Source organism: Paenibacillus sp. SYP-B3998, assembly GCF_010820665.1.
GTDB lineage: Bacteria > Bacillota > Bacilli > Paenibacillales > NBRC-103111 > Paenibacillus_E.
Genome location: NZ_JAAIKC010000002.1, coordinates 319726 through 345503 on the forward strand (window position 1 = coordinate 319726; position 25778 = coordinate 345503).

Genomic DNA, 25778 nt, shown 5'->3' on the forward strand with positions numbered 1-25778 from the left:
AATTAAACAGTAGAAATGGGTTCCAGTTTTTCGAGATCGTTAAATCGTTTCATATCAAAAAAACGGGAAATTAAATCTTTTTTCCATCTGTAGACGATCGTAGCATCTGAAGCATCCACAACTTGTTCTAAATAGTCCTTATCACTAGGCTCTATTTGATTCATCATTTCAATAAAAGACTCATTTCCATTTAGCACTGGGAAGAAAGTACGTGTATAGGACAAGGAATAGTAACATTCGCGAATGATGTTGTTACTCGTAATGATGGATACAAAGTGATCCCAATCAATCTGAATATGGCTGTCGGTTAAGAACCCATAAATATCTACGAACTTGTAGAACCCAAGGTCCCGCTGCCACTCTACCCAGTTCAAGACGGCTGCTTCTTTAAACAGATGCACGCAAAGATGAGCTAGGAAATACTCTTTAGGGAGTGAGCTAACTTGTATGCCCTCATCAAAGTGGTAGCCTTCAGCCTGCTGAATGAAATCATCCACGGCTTTCTCCGTACCTTGGGCCATCCAGTCGAGTGAGAAATTAATATCGATTTCTATTAAATTAATACCTGGCTGGTTTACAACCTTGCGGTAAGGAACAACTTCACCGTAGTTCATTCGATAATTCAATATTTCTCTTCGAGTTGCAGGAATCACAACATTTTCATTCTCATCGTGAAAACCTTGAATAAATCCAAGCTCCTTAAGCACGTTACCACAGGCCGTCAGATCACCTGCGTTCAGCAATATATCGATATCGCTAGAAATCCTGCAGCCTAACGGATAAACCGAATTAGCCAAAATGGAACCTTTTAGAAACGCATGCGGAATTCCGCTTTCATTCATCGCTAAGGCGATTTCCTTAATTGCTGTCTTATGTGAATTAGTACGATGAGATTGAATCTCGTGAATGAGTGATAACCCAAACTCAAATTCTCGGTTAAAGGAAGGCGCGCTGCATGCGCGAAGCACATGATAAGCAATTCCAGCCGTACGATTGTAAACGAGATGTCCCAGAACTTCCGCCCAGTCCAACTTCTGACCAATTAGCTCAAGTATTCTTTCTTTATGCGGATTTCTAAATTGCGCTAGTTCTAACACGAGTTCTTGTTCTAAGGATTTGGTCATTATGATCTTCCTCTCAAATTAAAGTTTGCGCATAGTTTATGGGCTTACGAACAATTTTTCCGGCATGATTACGAGGAATAGCCTCCACAATCTGAATCTCATCCGGATATTGATACGAGGCAAGTTTCTTTTTACAAATCGCCATGACATCTGCTTGCGTAAGTAAAGCATCACTTTCAGCAACGACTGCCATTTGTATGCTTTGCCCATACTTCGGATTCATTGCACTAAATACAATCACTTCCCTGATGCGTTCATCCTCTAGCAGTCGATCTTCAATCTCCTTTGGATAAATGTTCATTCCGGCTCGAATGATCATGTCATCTTGACGTCCAGCAATATATAGGTAGCCATCTGTCCCTTGATAAATTGCATCGCCTGTATGAAGCCAACCGTCTTTCAATTTCGCAGATGTAAGTTCGGGAGCGTCCCAATATCCATAAAAAACATTAGGCCCTTGCACTAGAAGTTGCCCTACTTCACCTTCACAAGTATCCACCCCTTGGTTGTCTACAATTCGAATTTTCATACTAAGAAGGGGCTTACCAATGCATCCTTCTTTCTGTGAAAAATGTTCAGAAGGTAGATACGTTATTCGGGGGGAAGCTTCTGTTTGACCATACAGCATATAAAATTCTACATGGGGAAAACGCTCTTTGGCCTTGCTTGCAACCTGCTTATGCATGTATTCACCCATTAGTGAAACCTTGCTAAGCTGTGGGAGCGAATAATTAGCTTTATCGCAAGCAAGTTGATAGAAAATCGTCGGTGTTGTGCCAAACACGGTTATACCTGTTTTCTCCATGAAACTGAGCAATCTTCTGGGCATGAAAGCTTCCGTGTAGAAGGTAAGCTGCGCACCGCACATCAAACCCAACAAGAACTCACCAGTCATGACAGAAGCATGGCTCAATGAACGATTTATAAGGATGTGATCCTTCTTATTAATGTCGAAATAAGCCCGTATATCTACAATATTCGCCCAAATATTTGCATACGTTAAGATCGCCCCTTTGGGCTTTCCCGTGCTACCTGAAGTGTACATGAGGAACGATGGTGGCAACGGTTGTTCCGTATCACCTAACTTCTCTTTGCCTGGATTCTGCTGAACCAAGTCCCCTAGATGGGGAGAGAGCAGTGTTGTTCCGACAGCTTCACAAGTTTGTTCAAGCAGCTCAAGCTCACTTGCGGCCAACTTTGACAGCAAATAATGGGGGCGAGTATGCCCTAATATCTGCTCACACCGCTGAATGCCATACCGTTTGTATAAGGGGACAATCGTTACATTTAGTGATAATAACGCTAAGATTTCAATCGCTTCTTCAAGCGGATACTCCTCCAACACAGCCACCCTGCTGCCTGTAGATAGCAAGGAGCGAAGCAGATTCGCTCTTGCTCTTACTCTACCTAAAAGCTCCCCATAGCTGATCACATTCCCCGCTTGATCAGACAAAGCAGGTCGATACGCATGCTCTAGACAGGACTGCTCAAGCGCATTCCAGAGCATATTCATCTTAATTCACTTGTCCAGAAACGATGGATTTGTTAACTAATGCTGCTAAGTCCCCAAAATTTCTTAGAGACTCAACACCAAGGTCGGATTCATCGAAGATAATATTGCATTTTTCTTCAATCTGCACCAATAGCTCCACATATTTAATCGAATCGATACCAAGATCGGCAAGTAAAGTATCATCTGAAAGCTCGTTTGTCTCAATACCGGCAGCTAGTTCTTGTAATACTTCTCGAATCACTTGTTTTACATCGTTCATAAGTAAGTCTCTCCTTTTATTGTAAAATTGCTTGGCGCGAAAGCTTGGTTGCGATATCGGACTCTAGCTCGATAATAGCCTTCAAGTGCTTGTCCATATCATCAAGCAAACTCATCTTTTTCGTAATCCCTAACTTTAGTGACACATTGGAGACGATTTCCCACCGTTTGATCGTTTCATCCAGTAGTTCAAGAAGATTGTCTTTCAAGGCTTGTGGTAGCATATCTCCCATATCTTCAATGCATGCTTTGAAATGTCTGCGTGTTCTGGCAATTCGTTTTAGAAAGGTGCTATAGTACAACTTGAACATGTAGATAGCACGTTCATCGAGTGTGGATTCTTTCTTTAAAAGTAAGTCGCTGCGGAATGCTTCAATCCGTTCTAACCCACAGCGTTTACCAAGCACTTGCTTACTCCCTAACATTCTCGCACTGCTCTCTTCTAGCATAGTATAGAAACATTCTTGCGTGACTTGAAAAGAATCAGGCACTTCGATCTCCATCCACAAATTACGAATTTGCCTTGTGTAAGGACCCGCCGCCGGATTACTCAATTCACAGGTGGACAAACGAGCCACTTTCACCTCTTCAATCGTCATCGTCCCATCAAAATCACTGTTAGAAATCTTATATTTATCAAATAAATGAAGTGTACCCGCATCTTCGTCATAACCAGTTACTACAATAGCATGAAGTCCATGTTCCTTTTTATAAGCCCCGTGATAATGCATTTCAAATAAATTGACAACTGTACACAATGGTTCATCGTTTCTTATTAACTGTTTCAATCGTTCGTGGGCAACTTCAGCGTCATCACAAATGTATAAACGAATTTGAATTTTATCTTCACGACTGGTCTGCACAGCATCCATATTACCACTGTAGATTGTAGTCGCCGGCTGATAAACAAACGGCAAAGAGGTGTTTAATTCTGCCTCAGTAAACTCCACAGACGGTGTAAAACGGTACAAAAAATTATTTCCTATCATTTCTTCCGTTTCGTCATACATAAAGTTCAAATATTCGGCCAACACAATATTCGGATTTTGCCCTTTATGTGCTAGAACTGCCGCATATGCCGTTGCAAAGCAATCGCTAAGATAAGGTACATAATATCGAGGAACGCCATTAATTAGATGCTGACCCATAAACCGCCCTCCTTTGGGTTATTTATATCTCTCATTCAAAATTTTGATCCGCCCATCAACCTCAGGGGTTACTTCCTTTTTGTTTCGAATATAAGCGGCTAACACATCCCGCAACAAATCCCCCTTACTAATAACCTTTGCGCCTTCAAACTCCTTATAATTGTCGCCACCGTTAATGAGATAATCGTTTGTGGCAACCTTATACACCTTGTCCTTCGCCAAGGGTTGACCATCCTTGTAAACACTTATCAAGCGTTTCCCGGCTGGCTTAGAACCATCAAATTCATACTTGATGCCAGAAACTTGAAGGAACCCACCGTTACTCGAACCGTTCGGCCACTCACGCAAGCCACGTTCCAGTGCTGCATAGACAACTTCGCCTTTTACCTCAATCGTCATTAACGAATTAACGAAGGGCAGCGGTCTGCCTGCATTGTATAAGGAAACTTCTCCCTTTGGAACACTTTCCCGGATACCGCCCCCATTCAGCAGCGCGATATCTGCCTTCCCAATCTCTCTCATTGAATCCGTAATCAGATTAGCAAGATTCGTCTCCTTCGATCGCACCTGCGAGCGAATGCCATTGAGTTGAACGGTTGACGTGCCAAGAATCTCTTTACCTTGTTCCAAGGCAATCGCGTGATATTTCTCAGCCACTTGCGCGACTGCCTTATCTTCTTTCGTTCGGTCCTTCGATTGAAACAAGCTCCAAGTAACTTTGGCTACTTTACCACTCCGGAAATACATATCCGCTAGGCCAACGTGTGTACTATAAGAACCCGGTTCCGCATAAAATGTGTTATTGATCTTCTCAATATCCTTATACAGCCAGTGGTGATGACCGCAAAGAATAAAATCAATGCCATCCACATCTTTGATCAGCTGCTTATCAAGATCGTCCCCCAAGTGAGAAACAAGCACGATCGCATCCACATTCTGCTTGCGCAGCTCATCAATCGTTTGACGCGCCGATACTGCTGGGTCTCCGAACTCAACTCCCGTAGGATCAGAAACGTTCATGTTGGACAAAGCCTCTGGAACGGTTAAACCGAATATACCAATTTTTTTGCCACCAACCGTAACGATCTTATAGGGGTCAAATACAAGCTTGCCCTTCCTATACACATTAGCCGATAAGATGGGATATTTGAGTTCTGCTTTAATTGCGACCGCTCGATCAAATCCAAAGTCCAGGTCATGATTACCTAATGCCATCGCATCATATCCCATAAGATTTGCTGCTTCGACAACCCCTTGCCCTTCATTCACATTCGCTTCATTCGTGCCGTGGAACATATCCCCGCTATCCAGTAGAAGTGAATCTGGATTCTCCTTACGTAAATCATCAATAATTCCTTTCATGAGCGGCATACCCATTTCGACATTAACCTCGTCGAGACTGTAATATCCCCCGTTCGCTTCGTCATATACGAGATGACCATGAACATCTCCGGAGTTAATCAAGCTGATCTTCTTTTCGTAATAACCTACTTTTAATAACACATCGTTGAAATTTACTGTCCGATAAGTCAGATAACCTGCTGCAACAAGAAGCAGCACACCCAGCACGATAATGTTTGTATATTTCTTCATCCCTCAACCTCATTATGTTAGTAGTTGGTACCTCTAATACATGGAGTTGCCGGTGCTTGTATAGTTCTTCACCCCATAATTCCAGAACGTGTATACGATCCCGAACATGACGATTCCAACTACTGGCGTCAAATACACATAACCACTCCAAAACTGTCCAGCATCGGCTTTATTTAGAAAATACTGTGTTGGGAAATAGTTTACAAAAGAAAAAGGAATCATATAAATGAGCAACTTTTGAATAATTCCTGGATAAAAACTAAGTGGATAGCCTGCGATTCTACGAGAGTTAAAAAAGATCAAGTTGCGTAGATTTTCTGTTTTGACAGACCAAAAGCTGAAGCAGGCTGAAAGCATAAAGATCGATGCTTGAATAACAGCCCCACCTAAGAGCGCCAAAATATAGAAGATGATGTTTGTCAAATTCCAATCTATTCCGACAGAAAATGCCGTGTTCATAAATAAAAGGATGCCTACAATCCCATGGCCTAGTGTTGCCGGATAATCGACACGAGAAGCAATAATTTGGAACAATAACCCCAAGGGCCTCGTCAAAAATCGATCAAATTCTCCAGAATGCACCATTCCGTCGAAATCTCTGACACCTGCAAATAAAAACACGAATAAACTATAGGAAAGGAATAAGAAGCTGTATAGAAACATCAATTCATTAAGTTCCCAGCCCCGAATATGGAGGAATCTTAATAAAATAAGGAACATGACGATAACACTTATCATTTCCCGGCAAAAAATAGCTAGCGTGATCAAAGAACGATCGAATTTGTATTCCAAAGTCGTCTTCAGTGTCAGCTTAGTGAAATAGTAAAATAAAGTAAGCATTTCAGCGAACGTATGCTTCCTCACGTTTAACCTCCCTGAACGACCAGTTTTTTCGCAGCGGCACGCCATAGCAATTGTCCGATGGCAAACAGAAGCAGGGCCCAAATGACTTGCTTGAACACACTGTTCATGATCTCTTCATGTGGGATTTGACCCAAGTATATCCGGATTGGAATATAGAAAATAGAATCAAAAGGAGTATACTTGATAATGTCCGTTAACCATTCTGGTAGAAACCAAAGTGGTATAAGCGCTCCCGAGAAGATCATAACCGCAGCGTCTTTGATGGTGATAAGACTAAACGTCCAATAAAACCAAAATGAGCTTACCCATACGAGAAAATTCAAGTTATAAAGCACGAGGTAGCCGAGTATAGCACTTAAGGAGAAATACAAAAACATTTCTGTTGAGAAAGGGGGTAGCAGTTTGAATAAGAAAATTGAGATGATAATTGCAGGAGTAAGTTGCATCAGCAGCCGAAAAATCGTCGTGCCGACATTGTAGGAAAAAACATAAAGCCTAAAATTAATCGGTTTGAGTAAGTCAGATGAAATAAGGCCCGATCTCACTTTCGATTCAATGAAATACTCATCCATCATGTAAACAACCTGCATGAGAAAGGAGAGAACGATATAGGTAACAAGGATTTTAAACTGGACGCCTTCCAGCGACTCTTCTTCCTCATATATCGCTCTCCAAATGCAAATGTTGACGAAAATCATCACAATCGCATTGATTACACCAGCGAAATAGTCCATTCGGTAAGTCACATTGTTTTGAAATGACTTCTTAGCAAACTCCAGATAAACTCGCATTGAGGTTAATACCTCCCTGATAAATATCTCGAATAATGCTCTCAATCTCTGGCTCTTGCACGGTCAGATCAACAATGCCGTATTTCTGCGAAAGCTTGTTAATAAGTTCAGACACCTGAACCTCATCCTTAGAAAAGCGAAACCACTTCTTGTTGTCTTTCTCTTCGATAAGCTCAGCACCTGGTATGAATATACTTCCATAGGCTTGGCTAAATTCAACTGCGAGAATACGGTCACTTCCGAACCGCTGCTTAATCTCAGCGACAGTACCGTCATAAATGCTTGTCCCTTTATCAATAATGATCATACGGTCACAGGTTTTCTCAATATCGACCATATCATGGGTTGTAAACAGCATTGTTGTACCTTTTTCTTTGTTAATATGTTTGATAAACGAGCGAATCTTTTCCTTGGCAATAACATCAAGGCCAATGGTTGGCTCGTCAAAGAAAATAATTTCAGGGTCATGCAGCAATGCAGCAGCAATATCTGCACGCATTTTCTGTCCTAAGCTAAGCTGCCGAACAGGTTGCTTCATAAACTCATGCAACCCCAGCATTTCGCTGAACATATTCAAGTTGCTTTCAAATGCCTTCGTTGGAATCTTGTAAATGTGTTTCAGTAAATCGTACGTATCCGCAACTGGCAAATCCCACCAGAGCTGAGTGCGTTGTCCGAAAACTACACCGATTCGTGACGTATTCTGTTTGCGGTCCTTGTAAGGTGACAAGCCTCCTATCGTTATCGTGCCCGACGTAGGAACGAGAATGCCAGTAAGCATTTTAACCGTCGTCGATTTCCCTGCTCCGTTGGGACCAATGAACCCGACCGTTTCACCACGTTCAATCGTGAAACTCACACCATCAACCGCACGTTTCATTTGATATTCTGGAATAAGCAAGCTTTTGATTGAGCCTAAAATGCCCTTATTTCTTACGCTTAGCTTGTATTCCTTCACCAAATCCTTGACTTCGATCAAGGCCATTACACGCCCCCCTTTGCTAAGTAAGTGAGTGTTCACTCAATTTCTGTTCCACGATTGCGGTCAGCTTATTCAGTGAATTCAAACTTTCAAGTAGTAATTCATCATCACTGAATGTAATTTCAAATTCCTCCTCGATTTCGACGACAATCTCCATGCAATTGATAGAATCCATACCAATTGTGTTCAATGCCTCGTCTCCGGACAATTCAACCATCCGTTCTGCTTCTAAATTCAGCACTTTTCCTACCTTTCCGGCAATCTTTTCATAAGGTGTCATTAGGTGTCTCCTTTCTTTAGTTCTCATGAGGTATAAGGATGATTACATCACCATTTTTTAACAAAATGAGACTTGGGACAAGAGGAAAATCATCCTACTAAGGGGTAAATTTTTATATTATTACAGGTTTGTTTTTAATTTTTATTTTCAACTTTATTAACCATATGTTGATTTACGAAAACATTCGTTTATTGTGTCGAATTAAGTATTTTCGAGTCTTTTTTAATTCATTTTCATCTCTTCAAATCTTAACATTTTCCCAAAGTCAAGAACTAAATTTATTACTTTCTTCTCTAGTACAATCACATTACTGAAGCTTTCATTCAACTTTTCAGGTTCAAAACGATTTCTTTTATGCAAAATCCCAATTTTGGTCGCTATTATTTTCCAAGCGATCTGACATTCTCTAGCTAAGATGTCAAGTTCCGTCCTTCGATTCTGAAGCTCCGGCACCTGTACGATAAGCCGAGCTAACGCTCTAAAAAAAATCATATGCGTATTGATATAAGGAATACGAAACTGATCTACTTCCTCAATCAAATACTTTAATTTGGGCTCCAGTATCTCCTGTTCACGCCCAACATACGCAGACATAAGCTGGCTTAACTCCTTGATCGCATCTGCTGCTGAGTGAACACTAGGCGCATGAGAATATGACATAATCAGAATATGCTCTTTATGATAGCCGTAGGTTTCATTGTAAGCGTCAAATGCAGACTCAAGCATGTCATTGCGCAAATAAAATTGTGACGTCGTATCCCCGATGCTCATTCTGAGTGTTGGGGATGGCGGACTATTGAATAACGCTGCATTTTGTTCACCATCCTGTATGATGGCAAGGTTACGTTCTTCGTCAAACCCTTTCACAAGAAACAGATGCGGATGATCTCTGCGCTGATACTCTTCACAATAAAAAATAGCTCTTTTATTCGTTGGTACAAAAACAATGGCGTCTTTAACTAGAGCTTGCTGCACCTGTTCGATCAGATTATTATCGATACGAACGGCTTCTAGCTTGAGACCTAACTTATCAGAAAGTACATATTCTTCGATCGTATCGCGCTGATAGCGGTTATTACTCATGAAATGTTCATATGGCTTCTCGGAAAGGAAAAAATAATGGAGATGAGTATACAAGTAAAAGTAATAAAGGTCTGGATTGATTCTGCGGAAAGCCTGACTCGCAACATACTTCGGTACAAGAAAACAGTTCAAACCATGCTCGTCATACAAATAACCATCGAAAATACTATGAATGCCTTCAATAATTTTCATTTCAATTCGCCCCTTTTCAGTCTAAATATGGAGAAAAAAACGATGATCAGTAAACTCAAATTGCAGTTTCCTGATCACCGATTTCGTTTTATTTCTGTGTAGCCTTCCAAGCATCGAATTGCTTCTGAGCTTCATTTACAATTTTATCAATACCGACTGCTTTGTATTTATCGATCGCTTTAGGCAAGAATTCTTTTGGATCGACTGATCCTGTCCATAATGCGAAGTTAAACTCGTTCGCAGCGGAACGAACTGCAGCCAATTCATTTTTCACTGGCTCTGGATCAAAGGCAAAACCAAGTGTTGGCGCTTTGTAAGAAGATTCATTGAATTTCTTATATTGATCCCACTTATCTTTGGCATCATCCTTATCAAGGAAAGTAATGAATCGATTTCCTAGGCCGAATAATGGCATATTATAACGCTCTGAACGTGCAGGTAGATCCTGAATTGTATGTTCATCAAGCTTCTTGTAATGTGTGCCCTCAAGACCGTAGCTAACGAGGTTCTGTAAGTACGGATCTGTATTCAGCAAGTTCTCAAACATCATAACGCGTTCTGGATCCTGTGACGTGGCAGATATCGCATGCATCGCTCCCGAAACGGAACCGTTCAGCACAACTGGCTGCTCGATCGGTGTAGATACGATTGGCATGGCATATTGCTTCGTCCAAATGTTGTCCGCTCCAGGGACTGTCGCTTGTCGATCTATCAGCCACTTGCCTGATTTTTTAATATCTTCTCCACCTTTTCGAGTTGCCGCATCTTTCAAAATGTAACCTTCTTGATAATATTTGTGCATTGTTTCCGCTGCCTTCTGGAATTCAGGAGTTTCGTACACGTTCACGAACTTGAAATCCTTCGTATCCAACTTAACGCCAATCGGGATCGTTTGTTCAAGCAGGTAATCATAAGGGATGTAGAAAACGTTAGAGTCATAGGAAGCCTGCAGAGGAGCTATTTTTTCGCCTTCCTTAACTGATTTAAGAAGAGGCTCCATATCCTCAAGGGACTTCACTTTGGTTACATCCAGCTTATATTTATCTACGAGATTTTTGTTAAAACGCCAAACGTATTGCTGGGCAATCTCTTTTTGAACCGGAATCGCATAATTCTTGCCGTTTACTTTCGTACCTTCAAGGAAGCGCTTATCAAGCACTTTCAGTAGATCTTGACCGTATTTTTGCAGCAAATCATCAACGGGAATGAAAGCACCTTTTAGTGCATTCTCCCTATAGTTGGCCGCCCATGAAGCGGTGAAAGCGATGTCAAACTTTTCGCCGGATGCAATGATGGTTTGCATTTTGGAGTCGTAGTCGCCCCAGTTTACCATCTTGAATTTCACTGTTGCGTTAATTTTCTGTTTCGTATACTCGCTAACTTTCTCGAATACTTTATCGCTATCTGGCACTTCTCCGCCATCGTGATACCAAACGATCTCATATGGCTTTAGCTTACTCGGATCTACAGTACCCTTAGCAGGATCTGCCTTAGCTCCAGCGGTTGTAGCTGGTGCCACCGAAGCCCCTGTTGTTGCTGTATCCTTACTACCGCATGCAGACAATGGCAAGACTAGGAGTAAAGAACTTACAGTTACCATTTGTAACGTTTTTTTCATTTTCGGCATGTTTATGCCCCCTTAGTCATTTTTTTTATTTAAACAAAACCATATTATGGTTTCGCTCAAAACAATGTAACTTAACTTGTTAAAAACAATGGCTAGATTAGAGCAACGATCGCTATTCTTTCACTGCGCCACCCGTAAGCCCTTGAATAAAATACCTCTGAAAGAAGGGGAATACACAAGCTACAGGAACAGCGACGAATACGACCAGTGCCATCCTCATCGTTTCAGAGGGTAACTGTCCCATATTCTCAACGACTCCGGCGCTAAACAGCGACGAGTTCGAAGCAAGAAACTGAACATTATTTTGAATTTTAATCAGCATATACTGTATGGGGACGAGATGCGGATTATCAATGTAAAGCAAAGCGTTAAACCAATCATTCCAATAAGCAAGTGAAGTAAACAAAGTAATGGTAGCAAAAATCGGCAATGACACTGGTGCAACAACTGAGGTAAAGACACGCAGCTCACCACAGCCATCAATACGAGCCGCTTCAATAATGCCGTCAGGCACCATCGTTTGAAAATAGGATCGCATAAGGAAAATGTTGAACGGCACGACGAGTAGCGGCATGATGAGCGCCCAAATCGAATCCTTCAAATGGAGAAACTGTGTCATGATAATGTAGGTCGGGACTATCCCCGCATTAAACAATGTCGGAAAGAAAGCAAAGAAAGCAAACCTTCGACGATAGTAAAAATCAGGTCTAGAAATCGCATAAGCGAACAATCCTGTCACTATGAGACTGAGGATCGTGCCTACTATTGTAATAAGTATGGTCACGCCATAGGAACGGAATAGCTGATTACCTGTCCGAAAAATGAATTCATAAGCAAATGTGCTCATTTTTTTAGGGAAAATGCTATAACCGTTAAGAGATAACGTATTCTCATCTGTCAACGAAATGATAATCGTGAACAAAAATGGGAACACGCAAGCTAGCGTAAACAGTCCAACAAACCCATGCGTGATCACTTTCCACAACGGAGAAAGACCGTTAATTTCCTTTGTCTTTCGAATAACTTTAGGCACTGAAACAGCGGTTGATGTTTGCAAGCGTGCTGCCCCTTTCTAATAGAGTGCTTGGTCTTTATCAATTTTCTTGACAATATAATTACAGAAAAGGACCAAAATGAAACCAACAAACGATTGATATAAACCAGCAGCGGCACTCATACCGATTTGGCCAGAATTCCGTAGTGCGCGGAATACATAAGTGTCAACAACTTGTGTCGTTGCGTAGAGCGGTCCGGAGTCGAAAGTAACTTGATAAAACAATCCGAAATCCGAATAAAAAATCCGCCCAATGGCAAGCAGGGTAAGAATAATCATTAATGGCGTAAGGAAGGGAATCGTGATATTGCGAATCTGCTGCCATTTACTAGCGCCATCGATCATCGCTGCTTCATAGTACGACTTATCAATACCTACGATAGAAGCTAAATAAATAACGCTATTCACACCGATCCACTTCCAAAGTGACGTGAGGGTAAGAATGTATGGCCAATACTTCGGCTCGTTATACCATTGAATCGACTTCACACCAAACAATTCCAGCCATCGATTCAGCAAACCCTTGTCCATGCTGAGAAAAGCGAATACAAAATAGCCAACAACAACCCAAGAGATGAAGTAAGGTAATAACATACCTGTTTGATACCACTTCGATAATTTCTTCCCTCCGAGCTCATTTAACATGATGGCAAACAATACAGCGAAAACGAGACCCAACACAATAAACACCGTATTGTACAACAGGGTATTTCGCGTAATAATGTATGCATCCTGAGTACCGAACAAGAATTTAAAATTTTCAAATCCGATCCACTTGCTATTGGCTATACTGGCAAAAAATCCGTCTCGATGAATACGAAACTGTTTAAAAGCAATGACTGTACCGAACATGGGAAAATAAGAAAATAGGACGAACCACACTGTGACGGGAAGCACCATTAGCAGGTACCATTTATTCTGTTTGAAGCGTTTCCAAACGACCATTTCTCCGGCCCCTTTCTTTGTTGTGAAAGCGCTTATCGCTATGAATTAACTTTATCAACATGATAAAAAGCTGAACAGTTGAATTACCTTATATTTACTGGACTAACTAAAGAAAGAAGCTTAATCAGTTCACTGATCAAGCCTCTGCATAGCTTCCCGCTGACGGTACTCCATCGGAGAAACGCCAACCATCAGCTTAAATTTGCGGTAAAAATAAGTGGGGTCTGTGTATCCTACTTTCCCAGCGATGTCATTCGCTTTAAGTGTTGTCTGATATAGCAATTGCTTTGCCTTCTCTATGCGATATCTGTTTACATAATCAGAGAAGGTGGCGCTCAGTTCATGTAAGAATAGCTGACCAAGATAAATAACATTCATATTTAGCTCTTGGCTTAATGTTTTTAATGATAGCTCTTTGGCATATTGTTCCTCGATTGCTTTCAGCACCCTTTTAATAACCGGAGAGTAATCATCCTTGCGTTCTCCATCTAGATAATCAATTACCGCTTCTATGCTGTCGCGCAAGTGATCCTTCAGCTGCTCCAGCGTGCGAATTTTGAATAAATGAGAGAATATTTTTTTACTGTCGAATTGCTTGTTCTTTACTGCATGTTTGATCTGGAACATAAATTCTACAGCCAAATGCTGAATATCTGAGGGTTTGGCTCCTTTGCTCCCCTGAAGCTTTTGGAAACATTGATCCATATAAGCAAAAGCCTCTTCTTTATTTTTACTCTCAATGTGTCGAGAAAGGGCTTCCAATTGTAATGAAATTCCTGTCTGCTGCTGCTCCCATCCTGCATTCATCACATTGTAATCAATGATTTCATTGGCAGAAACTTCCGAACAATACTCTTGCAGATTTTTCGCGTTTCGATAGCTTTCCGTGACTTCCATGAACGTTGATTCATAACTTCCAATAGTGGCAAAAGCGCTCATACGAGCATCCTCAAGCACATGATTCAACACTTTACGAACCAAATTAGTAACAAAACTTACCGCTTCTACATCCTGTGACTCGCATCCAAATATTAGAATTAAATCTCCATCCAAATCACCGAATTCATATACATGCACAATGCCAGACAGATGATAACGGCAAAGCGCATGCACTTCCGCTAACTGATCAGCTTCCATACTAGACCGATTAGGGTCACTGAAACGAATCACCGAAACTACATAATAAGGTTGAGAAAGCTTGATATTAAGCACCTTCGCTCGTTCAAGAAGCTCTTTGGGATCAATCGTTCTACTAACCCAGCGAAGGAGGATATTGCCCCTAATAATATCGAGATTATCGGTGACGACTTTCCGATGGGCCTCGCTTTGCATTTTATTTACCGTACTATGCAAGGTCTGTTTAAGCTCTTCCACATTTACAGGCTTCAACAAATAATTTTCGATCCCAAGCTTCATGCCTTCCTTTACATATTCAAATTCATTGTAACCGCTCAATATGATGAACTTTTGGGCATCGTTTTTCTCTTTTAATCTCTTAATTAGCTCAAGACCGCTCATTCGAGGCATGAAAATGTCCGTAATGAAAATATCGACATCCAGATTTGTCGCTATACGCATGGCTTCTTCGCCATTCGAGGCATGTCCAACAACTTCCAGACCATATTGTTCCCAATCCACGAGCGCGGACAGTCCTTCAAGAATGAAAGGCTCATCATCGACTAGAAATACTTTGTACATAGGACCCCTTCTCCTTCACTGATAAGGAATTTTAACGATTACATTCGTGCCAATTCCTGGCGTACTCTCGATTTCCAGCCCATATTCACTACCAAAATAGAGCTTGATTCGCTCATTCACATTGCGAAGTCCTATGGAGGGGCCAGGCGTATGAAAGCTATAAATAAGCTGCAGAGACTGCCTCAGCTGCTCAAGCTTGTCTGCGGAGATGCCATTCCCGTTATCTCTCACCTCGATGACAAGCTCCTCGTCTCGCACAAATGCTTGAATCGAAATCAAGTTGTCGATATCATCCATGCGAACTCCGTGAACAAGATAATTCTCAATGATAGGCTGCAGAGTCAGCTTAATGACTTGGCTTTGCATGACTTCTGGCGCTATGTCTAGGTCATAAGAAAGACGATCTTTGTAGCGGATGCTGAACAGCTCTAGACACAGCTTGCAATGCTCTATCTCCTCGAGCAGCGTGACCACCATATCTTTTTTGATCGAATTTCGAAATAGCATCGCTAGAATATAGATCATTTCACCGGCGTCTTTCGCCCCTTGAGAAATAGCCCGCATACGAATCGCTTCCAGTGTGTTGTAGAGGAAGTGAGGATTAATTTGGGATTGCAGTGCGATCATCTCAACATTCTTTTGATTCAATTCAGATAAGTACACTTTATCGATGTGCGTTTTGAGATCCAGAACCATCATGTTGAAATGATCAGCAATTTGGTAAAGCTCATCATCTTTTTCAACAGGGATACGCACAGATAAATCACCCATTTGCAGTTTTTTCATCGCCCGTATGATCAGTTGCGTTCGCTTCGAAAATCGAGTAATAGGCACATAAGCCAAAGAAACGACACCTATGATACAAATAACCGTTAAGATAAAAATCCAATTCCGCAGCACTCTCATACTTTCAGCCAGATGCGATTTAGGAATGATCCCCGCAATGAGCACATCGCTTCCGCTAATAATCTTCGTATGCACATAAGATGGCTCTTCAAGTTCAGCTTCTTCTTTTTTATCCAATAACTGTCGCAGATAAGGATACTGCTTCCCTGTATACCGATGAGTTGAATCGTAAATAACATCGCCATTTGCCGTAGTTACAATGACATAGCCTTTCATCTGTTGGGCTAATACTTGATAAGACTTATAAATTCCGTTCGTATTAAAATCAACAATCACGTTGCCCACATTTTCAAGAGTCACGGGGCTTTTAATCGTTTCTGCGATGGTATACACATTCGTTTCTTCAGTGGAGACGCCCATCTCTTTGGGCACATATCCTTTATGCACCAACTGAATCGAATTGGGCAGCATCACATTTTCAGTGTGCGCGATATATTCCATCTGATTATTATTGTGAAAAATGAATAAAGAAGACAACTGTTTACTGAATAGACTAATATCCTGAACATCGCCTTCTGAATAAAAATAACTCTTAAAAAAATTTTCCATCCGCTTGGAGTTATAGACACTGCTGCGATAATATCGTTCAATTTGGTAACTTACGAATTCTGAGAAATCATGCTGCAATAAATAAAACACATCTTGCGTCAAGCTCTCATCACTATAGAGCTGTTGGACAAGATTACGCGCAACATCTTTTTTTTTGGTAAAATAATCCCCTATATTTTCTACAACTTGTTTATTTACGTATAATTCCTTTTGCTTATTGGTCTGGTTGAAGTAAAAGTAGATCGAACAGGAGAGTGAAATGAAGGCCATAATCGTGGTCACACAAAAGATAAGCAGAATTCGGTTAAACAGCTTTTGTTTAAAATGTTTATAGTATAAATCGGACCATTTCATAGATCTACGCACAGTGAGAATTAACCACCTCAATCCATAGTAATAACTACCATAATACCTGATTCTTACCACTTTTGTACACGAATATGATTAAATAGTCCATGTGAATTATCGTTTTGTGCATTCCATGACCGTTAATTGCGTGATAAGTTAGATTTGTACCCTATTCTACTGTGAGGTGAAACAAGTTATGACCTATTCAACCCCTATCGTGACCGCTTACGCAACTGATGAATCTTTGCCACTTCTTACCCAAGAAGATGCTAACAGGTTGACTCATCTTAATATTGCTTTCGGTCTCGTTCGTGACCACGAAGTCCATGTAGACGATATGCGCAATATGAGTTATGTTCGTGCGATTAAATCATACAATCCTAAATTGAATATTTTACTTTCCATTGGCGGATGGGGTGCGGGAGGCTTCTCCGAAGCAGCTTCTTCTATCGAAGGTCGCCAAACTTTCGCGAAAACATCCGTGAATCTATTAAAAAAATACGAGCTCGATGGCCTCGATATCGATTGGGAGTACCCCTCTTACGCGGCGGCAGGCATTCAAGCCTCGCCCAAGGATCGCATCACCTTCACACTGCTGTTGAAAGAACTTCGCGAACAGCTCGATCAGCAAGGGCAAGCAGACAATCGTCGTTATTTACTGACAATCGCCGCTGGTGCCGATCAGTATTATATCGATGGCACGGAGATGGATAAAGTACAAGATTACCTAGATTTGATCCAATTAATGACCTATGACATGCGTGGAGGCTTTCAAACGCTTACTGGTCACCATACGAATTTGTATACGCCTAGCGGTGACTTATTTCGCATTTCTGTGCAAGCTTCGGTACAGTTGTTTATGGAAGCAGGTGTCCCCGCAGAGAAAATTGTCATTGGCGCTGCTTTTTATTCCAGGCAATGGCAAGGTGTTCCGAATATCAACCATGGCTTGCATCAGATGACTTCTTCCTTTGGCGGTTACGGAGCAACTTACTCGCAGTTAACGGCAAATTTCATCGATAAGAATGGCTTTCAGCGATATTGGGATGATGAAGCCAAAGCCCCGTACCTATACGACGGAAGCACATTCATTTCGTATGATGACCCCGATTCTTTGCGAGCCAAATGCACCTATATTCGGGAAACAGGAATCGCTGGCATCATGTTTTGGGAATACGGACAAGACGACTCTAGTCAACTGCTCAAAACACTGTGGGAAGAACTCGGGGAATAACATACAAAAAGCGTTACTGTACAGGGCACTTACTGCCACGTCCGTAACGCTTTTTTCCTTCCGGAGGGAACTCATATATTTCAAAATTTTCCTCCCTTATGAAGGCTTCACTGTTCTTAGTAATTTAATGCCAAGCACAATGAAAATAACACCTGTAAATTTGTTTAAATACTTCGCCAGTGAACCTGATCGCAGCTTGCTCGAAGCTAATTCTGTACCAAGGACAATTAAGGAGCACCACAGGGTGCCTGTTACAATGAAAGTAAGTCCTAGAATAAGAAAAGGAAGTGCCCCGTAAGTGTTATCAACCGAAACAAATTGCGGCAAAAATGCCAAATAAAACAAAGCTACTTTCGGATTTAGCAGGTTCGTTAGAAAACCTTGTACATATATTTTACGATTCGCAGTTCGTTCCATTTGCTTCGTCATATCGCCAGATGAATTTGATTTAATCGCTTTGATTCCCATATAGATCAAATAAATAGCCCCTACCCATTTGATTAATTGAAAAGCTAACACAGATTTCATCAAAATGAGTGATAAACCAAAAGCGGCAAGCACCGTATGAACCAATGCCCCCGTTATTATGCCAAAGACTGACATCATCCCAGCAGCCTTCCCTTGCGACAAACTTCTTCCCAAAATATAAAGTGTATCACTGCCTGGCGTAATATTCAGAAGCAAGCCTGAAATTAAAAAAACTGTGTAATGATCGATCCCCAGCATGACATCCTCACTCCCGTCTTTTTGATATTTAAATAAGATAACACAGGATTCGTGTTTCTGTAAGCTTTCTAATTGAAACATTTGCACACTTTGATTCGTATAAGACTTATAGCAGTAAAAACCATGCAGAAATAACGACTAAAATTGGAGGGATACACCGAATACGTTTAAATACACAGGTTTGTTTCTAAATTGTAAAACTATTTTAATGTTATATTAATAATTGTCATATATGCTATTCATATATCCAAATCTTAGGATGGTGAGAATTTATGAAAATGTTTATTACAATTCAAAATAAAACCGTACCTGTTTACTCCGATGAGAAAAATAAAAAGAAATTTAATTTGTTAAAATCTGCACTTGAAGCTAAGGTCACAAAGGGCCGAAATGCGATTAAGAAATGTTTGGATTCGATTATCAGTATTGAAATCGTGGGTTGCGAAGCCATTCTCCATTCATTGAACGAGCGTGATTCACTAGCGTTATCACTTTATTAATCTACCAACGGTAAAAAGGCGCGAAGTCCAGAGGACTTCGTGCCTTTTTCATCTTATAAATATTTATTTTGGATGACACCTATGTGATGCTCAGCATGGCCAGCAATAATGTATGCAAGGGAACGCGCGGAAATTGCTATATCATTAACGCGACCTGTTCGCAGCCAGTCCGTTTCTTCTGTCAGGGTCGTAAGCAAGGAAAACGTCGCAGATCGAACCGCTTTGAAATCATCAAGCAGCGTCAAAAGAGACACATGTTGGAAGGAAGCGTTCGCCATAAACACATCTTGATCGAAACCAGGTAAATTCGTTGAATCCCCTCGTAAAATGCGCAGCATTCGATAACTCATGACGCGTTCCGTATCCGTAATATGTCCCAGGACTTCCTTTAAACTCCATTTACCAGGCGCATAACGCCCCTCACTTCGTTCTTCCGAAAGTTGCTCATACAACGTTGTAATGACGTGAAGTTGATTCCTAAGGAATGAGGTGTAATCCCCCTCAGGAACGAGATCAGTATAGGTTGAATAGTATGAAGCGTATTCTTGGCTATCAGGTCGCTGCAGCATTCGTATCATTCTCCCTTCTCTATTAAATTCAGTTCTATCATAGCGTAACGACTAAAAATGTGAAAGCATCTTTTCTATCGGATCGTATGATATGAATTGACGGAAAGGAATTCCAGTAGATAAGATAGAATATAGCAAGTAGCTTCACATGCAGTCGAACAGCTCATTCATGTAAAGGGGATCAATCGATGAAAAAGCGCATCTGGAAATCTCCAGCAAAGACGCTCATTTATGTATTCATCTATTTCGTAATTATTCAGTTAGCCTTTCCAACTTTGTTTTCAACTGATGTTTTTTATCACAATCGCATGGACTATGCGAGAGCCAAAGATAACCATCATGATTTTCAGATCACTTTGGAGGCAATACGCAAAGATATCGAGAGCAAGCATTTAAAACAATATCTCATTATTTTGGGCGACTCTGTGATGTATGGAAGTCCTGGGAATTCTAATCAAAACGTCAATGCCTACATGAACGCTTCATCCAAGCTGCCCATCTACAATCTATCTTTTCCGGGATCACAAATCGGTGATTTGTATACGATGCTTTTGAAAATGGATGAGCTTGGTATTTCTAGTGATCATCTTATTTTTAATATTCGTTACTCCAGCTTCATCAAAAGAAATTACTGGCAGCCCGTTCTTGCATGGTTTAAAAGAGATTTGCAACAGTTGGACCCGGTCGCTTATCAGCATATGCTCTCTTTGCCGGATGTTGAAAAAGATGACGCAACGACTACCTTTTATACCAAAACAAAGAGAAGCTTAAACGAGCACGTACTGCCAAAGTTTGTTCCTTATCTATATAAAGATTATTGGGACAAATATATGATCCAGCTTGCTTTAAAAGCCCTACAAAAACCCCCTTTAGATGATACGCTTGAGGGCGGAGATCCGAGACCCTGGATGGAGAAATATGATGTTTTTAACCGAATTAATGATCCTAATGTATTAGCCGCCTTTAATCCAAAGCCTTTTAATTTAACGGATACTAACCCAGACGTTTTCTTCTTGAAAAAAATGATGGCGCATCAACAAGGGAAAGAAACACTGGTTGTTCTGACTGGAACGAATCATACCTTAGTTAAATCATTAATTGAAGATCCGGGATACATAGCCAATTCACAAGCCATTGATCGATTTATGGAAAAATCAACATTTACTTATGTAAACTTGGAGGAACAAATACCTGACGCTTTGTTTACAGATCATTTGCATTTAACGCCAGAGGGTTATCAGCAACTCGCTGAAAAGCTGCTGAAAGCATATAATTACTAACGGAGGATGGCTGGATGCTTTTTCATACACCTGAGTTCATGATTTTGCTATTCATTACGATTGCACTCTATTACGCTTTTCCTGCAAAGCGATTGTACGTGTTAACAGCAGCAAATATTTTGTTTTATTGCGTAAGTGGGATCGGGATGCTCGCGCTTTTTGCCATCATGACTTTGTTCACCTATTATAGTTCCCGCTATCTCACTGGAGCTTATCGGAAATGGGTGCTTTGGGCAATTCTGCTCGTAAATTTGGGTAATTTATGTTTTTTCAAATACGCTGTTTTTATGATCCGCAATGTTGAAAAGGTATTGTCGATTAAGCTGCTCACTGAGGATTCCTTCTTACTGTCGCTCGTACTGCCTGTCGGAATTTCTTTCTACACATTTGAATTTATTTCATATGCGGTCGACATCTATAAGCAGAAGATCAAGCCATCGCGTTCCTTGCTTGAGTTTTGGATGTTCATTTCTTTCTTTGCTCACTTGATCGCTGGGCCCATTATGCGGGGGAATGAGTTCCTTCCCCAAGTAGAGAAGCTATCCTCCTTACGATTAAATACAGCATTTATCAGGCTTGGAAGCTTTTATTTGGTGCTAGGACTAGTTAAAAAAATGATGCTGGCAGACCCTATCGCCGATCGAGTTAACGTCCTTTTTAGCGATCCATACGCATTAACTGGCTCAGCCGCTTGGATTTCAACCTATTTGTTCGCGTTCCAAATCTATTTTGATTTCTCAGCTTATAGCGATATGGCGATCGGCATCGGCTATTTGTTCGGTCTTCAACTCCCGCAAAACTTCCTCACGCCTTATTTAAGCTCTAATGCAACAGAGTTTTGGCGCAGGTGGCATATAACACTTTCTAATTGGATCCGCGATTATATCTATATTCCGCTAGGAGGTTCCCGCAAAGGAGAAATCCGCAAGTATGTATTTCTTTTTATCGCGATGACAGCCTCAGGAATATGGCACGGGGCCTTATGGACGTTCATCCTTTGGGGAATGTATCATGGCTTCCTGCTCATTATGCACAATCTGTATAGCACCGCTAAGAAGAAACTACACTTAGAAAAATGGAATGAATTCATCATTTATCGTTGGTTTACGATACTAATCTTCTTCCATTTGACCTGTATCGGATGGGTCATGTTCCGTATCCACGATCGGCATGTCGTGTTTTTGCTGCTCCGACGTATGCTATCGCCTGATGCTCTTCATGTGCCTTCCTATATGCTCATCTATTTATATGTAGCCATCTTCCTATTCGGCTTGCATCTTTTAGAACACTGGCTGCTAGCGCATCGCTCGCGTATCTCCGAGCTGTGGCATCGATTTTTTCCATCCCCCGTCCGTGCGGCTTGTTACACGTTAGTTATCATCATACTGATTATCATGCTGCGTAGTGGCGAAAGTAGTTTTATTTATTTTCAATTCTGATTGAAGTTAATTTAAACAATGGATATGAGGTGTTTACATTGAGAACCGAAAGTCAAATAAAACGAAAGCAAAATGAATTGCGTCAACAACAGCAAACGTTGATAACTCGCCTGGAGCAGTCTGAGAGCAACGAAGCTCGAGAAGCGCTTAAGGATCAAAATGAACGACTTGCTGATAGAATCGACTTATTGGAATGGGTTCTAAACGAACCCTTGGGAAGTTATCATGCTTAAACCAAGTACGGGTTTTCATCTGAGTCACGAAAAAGGAGCATCGGCCTGTTCAGCTGACGCTCCTTTTTCGTCATGAGGCCTCATACCATACCCACATTAGCCGAATTTATACGTAATTCCGTGCCCTCCCTTCGGGTACACCCAATCAATATTGTGGGAAGGACAAGCTATCCGGCAAGTACCACACTCGATACAATTCTCAAAGGCCACCGTTGTAATCTTCAGCTTCTTCTCCCATTCATACACATCAGATGGGCAAAAGTAATTACAATCCTTCGTTGTACAGTTCAGGCATGTTTGTGAATCCTTAATAATAAGGTGCGACTTATCATCGCATTTGTAACGAATGGTAAATAGTTTCTCAGAGACGTCGGTCTGGCTCATCCATTCATCGCCCTCCATCCTTTATAGCCAAGCTTCATCAGGTTCACGGTGCCGCCAGCCGCATTTTTAATGAGTTGGACAGCCATTTTTTGTTTGTCTGCCTTCGTTACACCATCAACGAGGAACATATTGTACGCGGCTTCATTCAGTGCTCTTGGCAGCTTATCGAAGAGCAGCTCTGGGTCCTGATCCTTAAGGAATTGGTGCATGCCCTTGTATTTTTTGAGATCCTTGTGAACAAAAGATGTACGAATCTTTTGATCGTAAGCTTTCAGCGATGAGGCTGTGAAATCTCCTCTTTCCTTTGCCTCGACAATCGCTTCGCCCGCCAAGCGACCAGAGGTCATTGCCAAGTTCGTACCTTCGCGGTGGACGAAGTTGATCAACTGCGCAGCATCGCCACAGACACACCAACCATCTCCTGATAACGCAGGGATCGAGTGATAACCTCCTTCGGGTATCAGGTGTCCGGAGTATTCCTTAGTCTCACCCCCTTGAATGAGCTTACGAATCATCGGATGCTGCTTGACCGCGTCGAGAACAGCATACGGCTTTACTTTTTTATCCCGGAGATGATTAACCATCACACCGACGCCTAGAGAAATTGTTTCCTTATTCGTATAGAGGAAGCCCATGCCTGCCATGCCTAAAGATGTTTCACCCATGAATTCAATCGTAACGCCCTCATCGCCTTCCAGGCCGAAGCGGTCTTCAATCTTCTCTTTCGGTAGGGCAATGACTTCCTTTACCGCTAAGGAAACTTCATCTGGCTGCCATTCCTTATGGATACCCATTGCTTTGCCGAGTAAGGAGTTCACACCATCCGCAATCACGACAACATCCGCGTACAAATCTCCAAAATCCCTATCGGTACGGACGCCTACAACACGATTACCTTCACGAATGACCTCCAGTGCAACTGTTTCATAGATAGGCAGCGCACCAGCGGAAACCGCTTTGTCAGCTAACCACTGATCGAATTTAACACGCAGTCCGGTAAAGCAATTGTAAGGTTCTTTGTAGGCTTCGTTTCGATGCCCAAAAGTAACCATGGATTCTTTGCCCATCATCCATACTCGCTGCTCAACAATATAGCGTTCCATCGGGAAATTTTTCTCAGTCCAGAATTCAGGAACAAGCTCTTCAATCTGCTTGCGATAGAGCACGCCACCAAAAATGTTCTTAGCGCCGGGAAATTCCCCACGTTCCAGCAATACGACGGATAAACCAGCGCGGGCCATCGTCAAGGCAGCCGCTGAACCAGCAGGGCCGCCTCCGACAACAATCGCATCAAATTTTTCATTCATCGCGCTTCACTCCTTTCACGAGCGGCATGATCAGCTTCCGTTGGCTTCACTCCCTCAGTTCCTGAGCCCGCTTCTTGAAGAAAGGAGATATCGAATAACGTTCTTCGTTTCTTAATCTCTTTCGCGATAGCTGGCACGATTTTGAACAAATCCCCCACGATGCCATAATGCGCGAACTGAAAGATCGGCGCTTTCTCATCCTTATTAATCGCCACGATAACGTCCGCGTGGCTCATGCCGACTGTATGCTGGACGGCACCTGAGATGCCAATCGCAAAGTACAGCTTCGGACGAACTGTCGCCCCAGTCTGACCAACCTGATGCTCATGTCCAATCCATCCGGCGTCTACAGCTGCTCTGGATGCACCTACGACTCCGCCGAGGGTTTCCGCCAACTCAGCGAGCAGCTTGAAAGCTTCTGGTCCGCCTAGTCCGCGGCCTCCAGCCACGATAATCTCGGCTTCCTCGAGATTAATTTGGCCCGTCCCGCGCAAGAAATCGAGTACTTGCGCGGCAATTTCTTCCTCACGCATCGCTGCTTCGATGTGAACGATCTCCCCCTCACGCGCCGCGTCCTTCGGCAGAGCCTGAAAAACACCCGCGCGAGCCGTAGCCATCTGCGGCCGGTATTGCTTGCAGAGGATGGTCGCCATCATCTTCTCCGAGAACGCCGGTCGGCTTGCCAGCAGCAGCCTCGATGGAGGCGGCTCCACATCAAGCTGCGTCGTGTCGGCGGTTAGCCCCGTGGGCAGGTGCGTCGCGATCGCGCCTGCCAAGTCCCGGCCCGTGGCAGTCGCGCCGAACAGAACGATTTCGGGCTTCGCTTCCTCGATCAGCTTCAAGCAGACTCGACTATATGGCCGAGTCCTGTAAACGCGAAGCTCTGGCGCTTCGCACAAATACACCCGATCCGCGCCGTAATGAACGGCTTCCTCTGCAAGGTGAGCTACCCCATCGCCGATAACTAGCGCCATAAGCGGCACATCAAGCTTCGCCGCCAGTTTCTTGCCCTCGCCTAGCAGCTGCCAAGAAACTTTCTTTGCTTCACCGTCTCTTTGCTCTACGACGATTAAAACACCTCGATAAGCCGACCAATCTGGCATGGAGTGATCGGTTTGTTCGGCTGACTGTTCATTTGACATTCGATTTCC

25 protein-coding genes are annotated in these 25778 nt (G+C 42.2%); 5 read left to right on the plus strand and 20 right to left on the minus strand.

Going from position 1 to position 25778, the window contains the following annotated elements:
• Positions 1-2: 2 nt before the first annotated feature.
• The 15 genes from GK047_RS09590 to GK047_RS30320 all read right to left on the minus strand — a co-directional run bounded on the left by GK047_RS09590 (position 3) and on the right by GK047_RS30320 (position 16973).
• Positions 3-1124, minus strand: coding sequence for a nucleotidyltransferase family protein (locus tag GK047_RS09590; protein WP_163944771.1), 1122 nt, complete (start codon positions 1122-1124; stop codon positions 3-5).
• Positions 1125-1137: 13 nt separating this feature from the next.
• Positions 1138-2637 (minus strand): class I adenylate-forming enzyme family protein, encoded by a 1500-nt coding sequence (locus tag GK047_RS09595; protein ID WP_163944774.1) that lies wholly within the window; start codon positions 2635-2637, stop codon positions 1138-1140.
• A 1-nt stretch (position 2638) separates the two neighbouring features.
• Positions 2639-2896, minus strand: a complete 258-nt coding sequence (locus GK047_RS09600; RefSeq protein WP_163944777.1) for an acyl carrier protein — start codon at positions 2894-2896, stop codon at positions 2639-2641.
• A gap of 16 nt (positions 2897-2912) precedes the next feature.
• Entirely contained in the window at positions 2913-4043 is a 1131-nt protein-coding gene (locus GK047_RS09605; RefSeq protein WP_163944781.1) for a BtrH N-terminal domain-containing protein, read from the minus strand.
• 18 nt (positions 4044-4061) lie between these two features.
• Positions 4062-5636 (minus strand): bifunctional metallophosphatase/5'-nucleotidase, encoded by a 1575-nt coding sequence (locus GK047_RS09610; RefSeq protein WP_163944784.1) that lies wholly within the window; start codon positions 5634-5636, stop codon positions 4062-4064.
• 33 nt (positions 5637-5669) lie between these two features.
• Positions 5670-6500, minus strand: coding sequence for an ABC-2 family transporter protein (locus tag GK047_RS09615; protein WP_205516602.1), 831 nt, complete (start codon positions 6498-6500; stop codon positions 5670-5672).
• 2 nt (positions 6501-6502) lie between these two features.
• Positions 6503-7291, minus strand: coding sequence for an ABC transporter permease (locus GK047_RS09620; RefSeq protein ID WP_163944787.1), 789 nt, complete (start codon positions 7289-7291; stop codon positions 6503-6505).
• Positions 7266-8276 carry an ABC transporter ATP-binding protein gene (locus GK047_RS09625; protein ID WP_163944789.1) on the minus strand — a complete coding sequence of 337 codons (1011 nt, stop codon included), beginning with the start codon at positions 8274-8276 and terminating at the stop codon, positions 7266-7268. The genes GK047_RS09620 and GK047_RS09625 overlap by 26 nt, the downstream gene beginning before the upstream one ends.
• 16 nt (positions 8277-8292) lie before the next feature.
• Complete coding sequence (locus tag GK047_RS09630) at positions 8293-8553, minus strand: phosphopantetheine-binding protein (protein WP_163944792.1); 261 nt, start codon at positions 8551-8553, stop codon at positions 8293-8295.
• A gap of 222 nt (positions 8554-8775) precedes the next feature.
• The gene (locus GK047_RS09635; RefSeq protein WP_163944796.1) at positions 8776-9828 is read right to left on the minus strand and encodes a hypothetical protein; all 1053 of its coding nucleotides are present in this window, start codon (positions 9826-9828) and stop codon (positions 8776-8778) included.
• Between the two features lie 88 nt (positions 9829-9916).
• A complete protein-coding gene (locus tag GK047_RS09640) occupies positions 9917-11455 on the minus strand; it encodes an ABC transporter substrate-binding protein (RefSeq protein ID WP_163944799.1) in 1539 nt (512 codons plus the stop codon).
• 112 nt (positions 11456-11567) lie between these two features.
• Complete coding sequence (locus GK047_RS09645; RefSeq protein ID WP_346010309.1) at positions 11568-12488, minus strand: carbohydrate ABC transporter permease; 921 nt, start codon at positions 12486-12488, stop codon at positions 11568-11570.
• A 39-nt stretch (positions 12489-12527) separates the two neighbouring features.
• Complete coding sequence (locus GK047_RS09650) at positions 12528-13454, minus strand: ABC transporter permease (RefSeq protein ID WP_163944802.1); 927 nt, start codon at positions 13452-13454, stop codon at positions 12528-12530.
• A gap of 129 nt (positions 13455-13583) precedes the next feature.
• Positions 13584-15152 (minus strand): response regulator transcription factor, encoded by a 1569-nt coding sequence (locus tag GK047_RS09655; protein WP_163944805.1) that lies wholly within the window; start codon positions 15150-15152, stop codon positions 13584-13586.
• 15 nt (positions 15153-15167) lie between these two features.
• The gene (locus GK047_RS30320; RefSeq protein WP_205516605.1) at positions 15168-16973 is read right to left on the minus strand and encodes a histidine kinase; all 1806 of its coding nucleotides are present in this window, start codon (positions 16971-16973) and stop codon (positions 15168-15170) included.
• Positions 16974-17151: 178 nt separating this feature from the next.
• On the opposite strand from GK047_RS30320, the gene GK047_RS09665 reads away from it, so the two are divergent.
• The gene (locus GK047_RS09665) at positions 17152-18189 is read left to right on the plus strand and encodes a glycoside hydrolase family 18 protein (protein ID WP_163944810.1); all 1038 of its coding nucleotides are present in this window, start codon (positions 17152-17154) and stop codon (positions 18187-18189) included.
• A 96-nt stretch (positions 18190-18285) separates the two neighbouring features.
• Here the strand turns inward: GK047_RS09665 and GK047_RS09670 are convergent, their stop codons facing one another.
• On the minus strand, positions 18286-18915 hold the full coding sequence (locus GK047_RS09670) for a LysE family translocator (protein ID WP_163944815.1): 630 nt from the start codon (positions 18913-18915) through the stop codon (positions 18286-18288).
• 272 nt (positions 18916-19187) lie between these two features.
• On the opposite strand from GK047_RS09670, the gene GK047_RS09675 reads away from it, so the two are divergent.
• A complete protein-coding gene (locus GK047_RS09675) occupies positions 19188-19415 on the plus strand; it encodes a 3-dehydroquinate dehydratase (protein WP_163944818.1) in 228 nt (75 codons plus the stop codon).
• A 53-nt stretch (positions 19416-19468) separates the two neighbouring features.
• On the opposite strand, the gene GK047_RS09680 is transcribed toward GK047_RS09675, so the two are convergent.
• Positions 19469-19984: a DinB family protein gene (locus GK047_RS09680; protein ID WP_163944821.1), complete on the minus strand. Its 516-nt coding sequence runs from the start codon at positions 19982-19984 to the stop codon at positions 19469-19471.
• 188 nt (positions 19985-20172) lie between these two features.
• Here GK047_RS09680 and GK047_RS09685 point away from each other — a divergent pair, with 188 nt between their 5' ends.
• Genes GK047_RS09685 through GK047_RS09695 form a run of 3 tightly spaced genes read left to right on the plus strand, consistent with a single transcriptional unit; the run spans position 20173 to position 22936 of the window.
• Entirely contained in the window at positions 20173-21264 is a 1092-nt protein-coding gene (locus GK047_RS09685; RefSeq protein ID WP_163944824.1) for a hypothetical protein, read from the plus strand.
• Positions 21265-21278: 14 nt separating this feature from the next.
• A complete protein-coding gene (locus GK047_RS09690) occupies positions 21279-22703 on the plus strand; it encodes an MBOAT family O-acyltransferase (protein ID WP_163944826.1) in 1425 nt (474 codons plus the stop codon).
• 38 nt (positions 22704-22741) lie between these two features.
• The gene (locus tag GK047_RS09695) at positions 22742-22936 is read left to right on the plus strand and encodes a hypothetical protein (RefSeq protein ID WP_163944829.1); all 195 of its coding nucleotides are present in this window, start codon (positions 22742-22744) and stop codon (positions 22934-22936) included.
• Positions 22937-23032: 96 nt separating this feature from the next.
• Here GK047_RS09695 and GK047_RS09700 read toward each other — a convergent pair whose 3' ends face one another.
• Genes GK047_RS09700 through GK047_RS09710 form a run of 3 tightly spaced genes read right to left on the minus strand, consistent with a single transcriptional unit; the run spans position 23033 to position 25769 of the window.
• Complete coding sequence (locus tag GK047_RS09700; RefSeq protein ID WP_163944832.1) at positions 23033-23320, minus strand: ferredoxin family protein; 288 nt, start codon at positions 23318-23320, stop codon at positions 23033-23035.
• Positions 23317-24627, minus strand: a complete 1311-nt coding sequence (locus tag GK047_RS09705; RefSeq protein WP_163944835.1) for an FAD-dependent oxidoreductase — start codon at positions 24625-24627, stop codon at positions 23317-23319. Before GK047_RS09705 ends, GK047_RS09700 begins: the two co-directional genes overlap by 4 nt.
• A complete protein-coding gene (locus tag GK047_RS09710; protein WP_163944838.1) occupies positions 24624-25769 on the minus strand; it encodes an electron transfer flavoprotein subunit alpha/FixB family protein in 1146 nt (381 codons plus the stop codon). Before GK047_RS09710 ends, GK047_RS09705 begins: the two co-directional genes overlap by 4 nt.
• Positions 25770-25778: the final 9 nt, after the last annotated feature.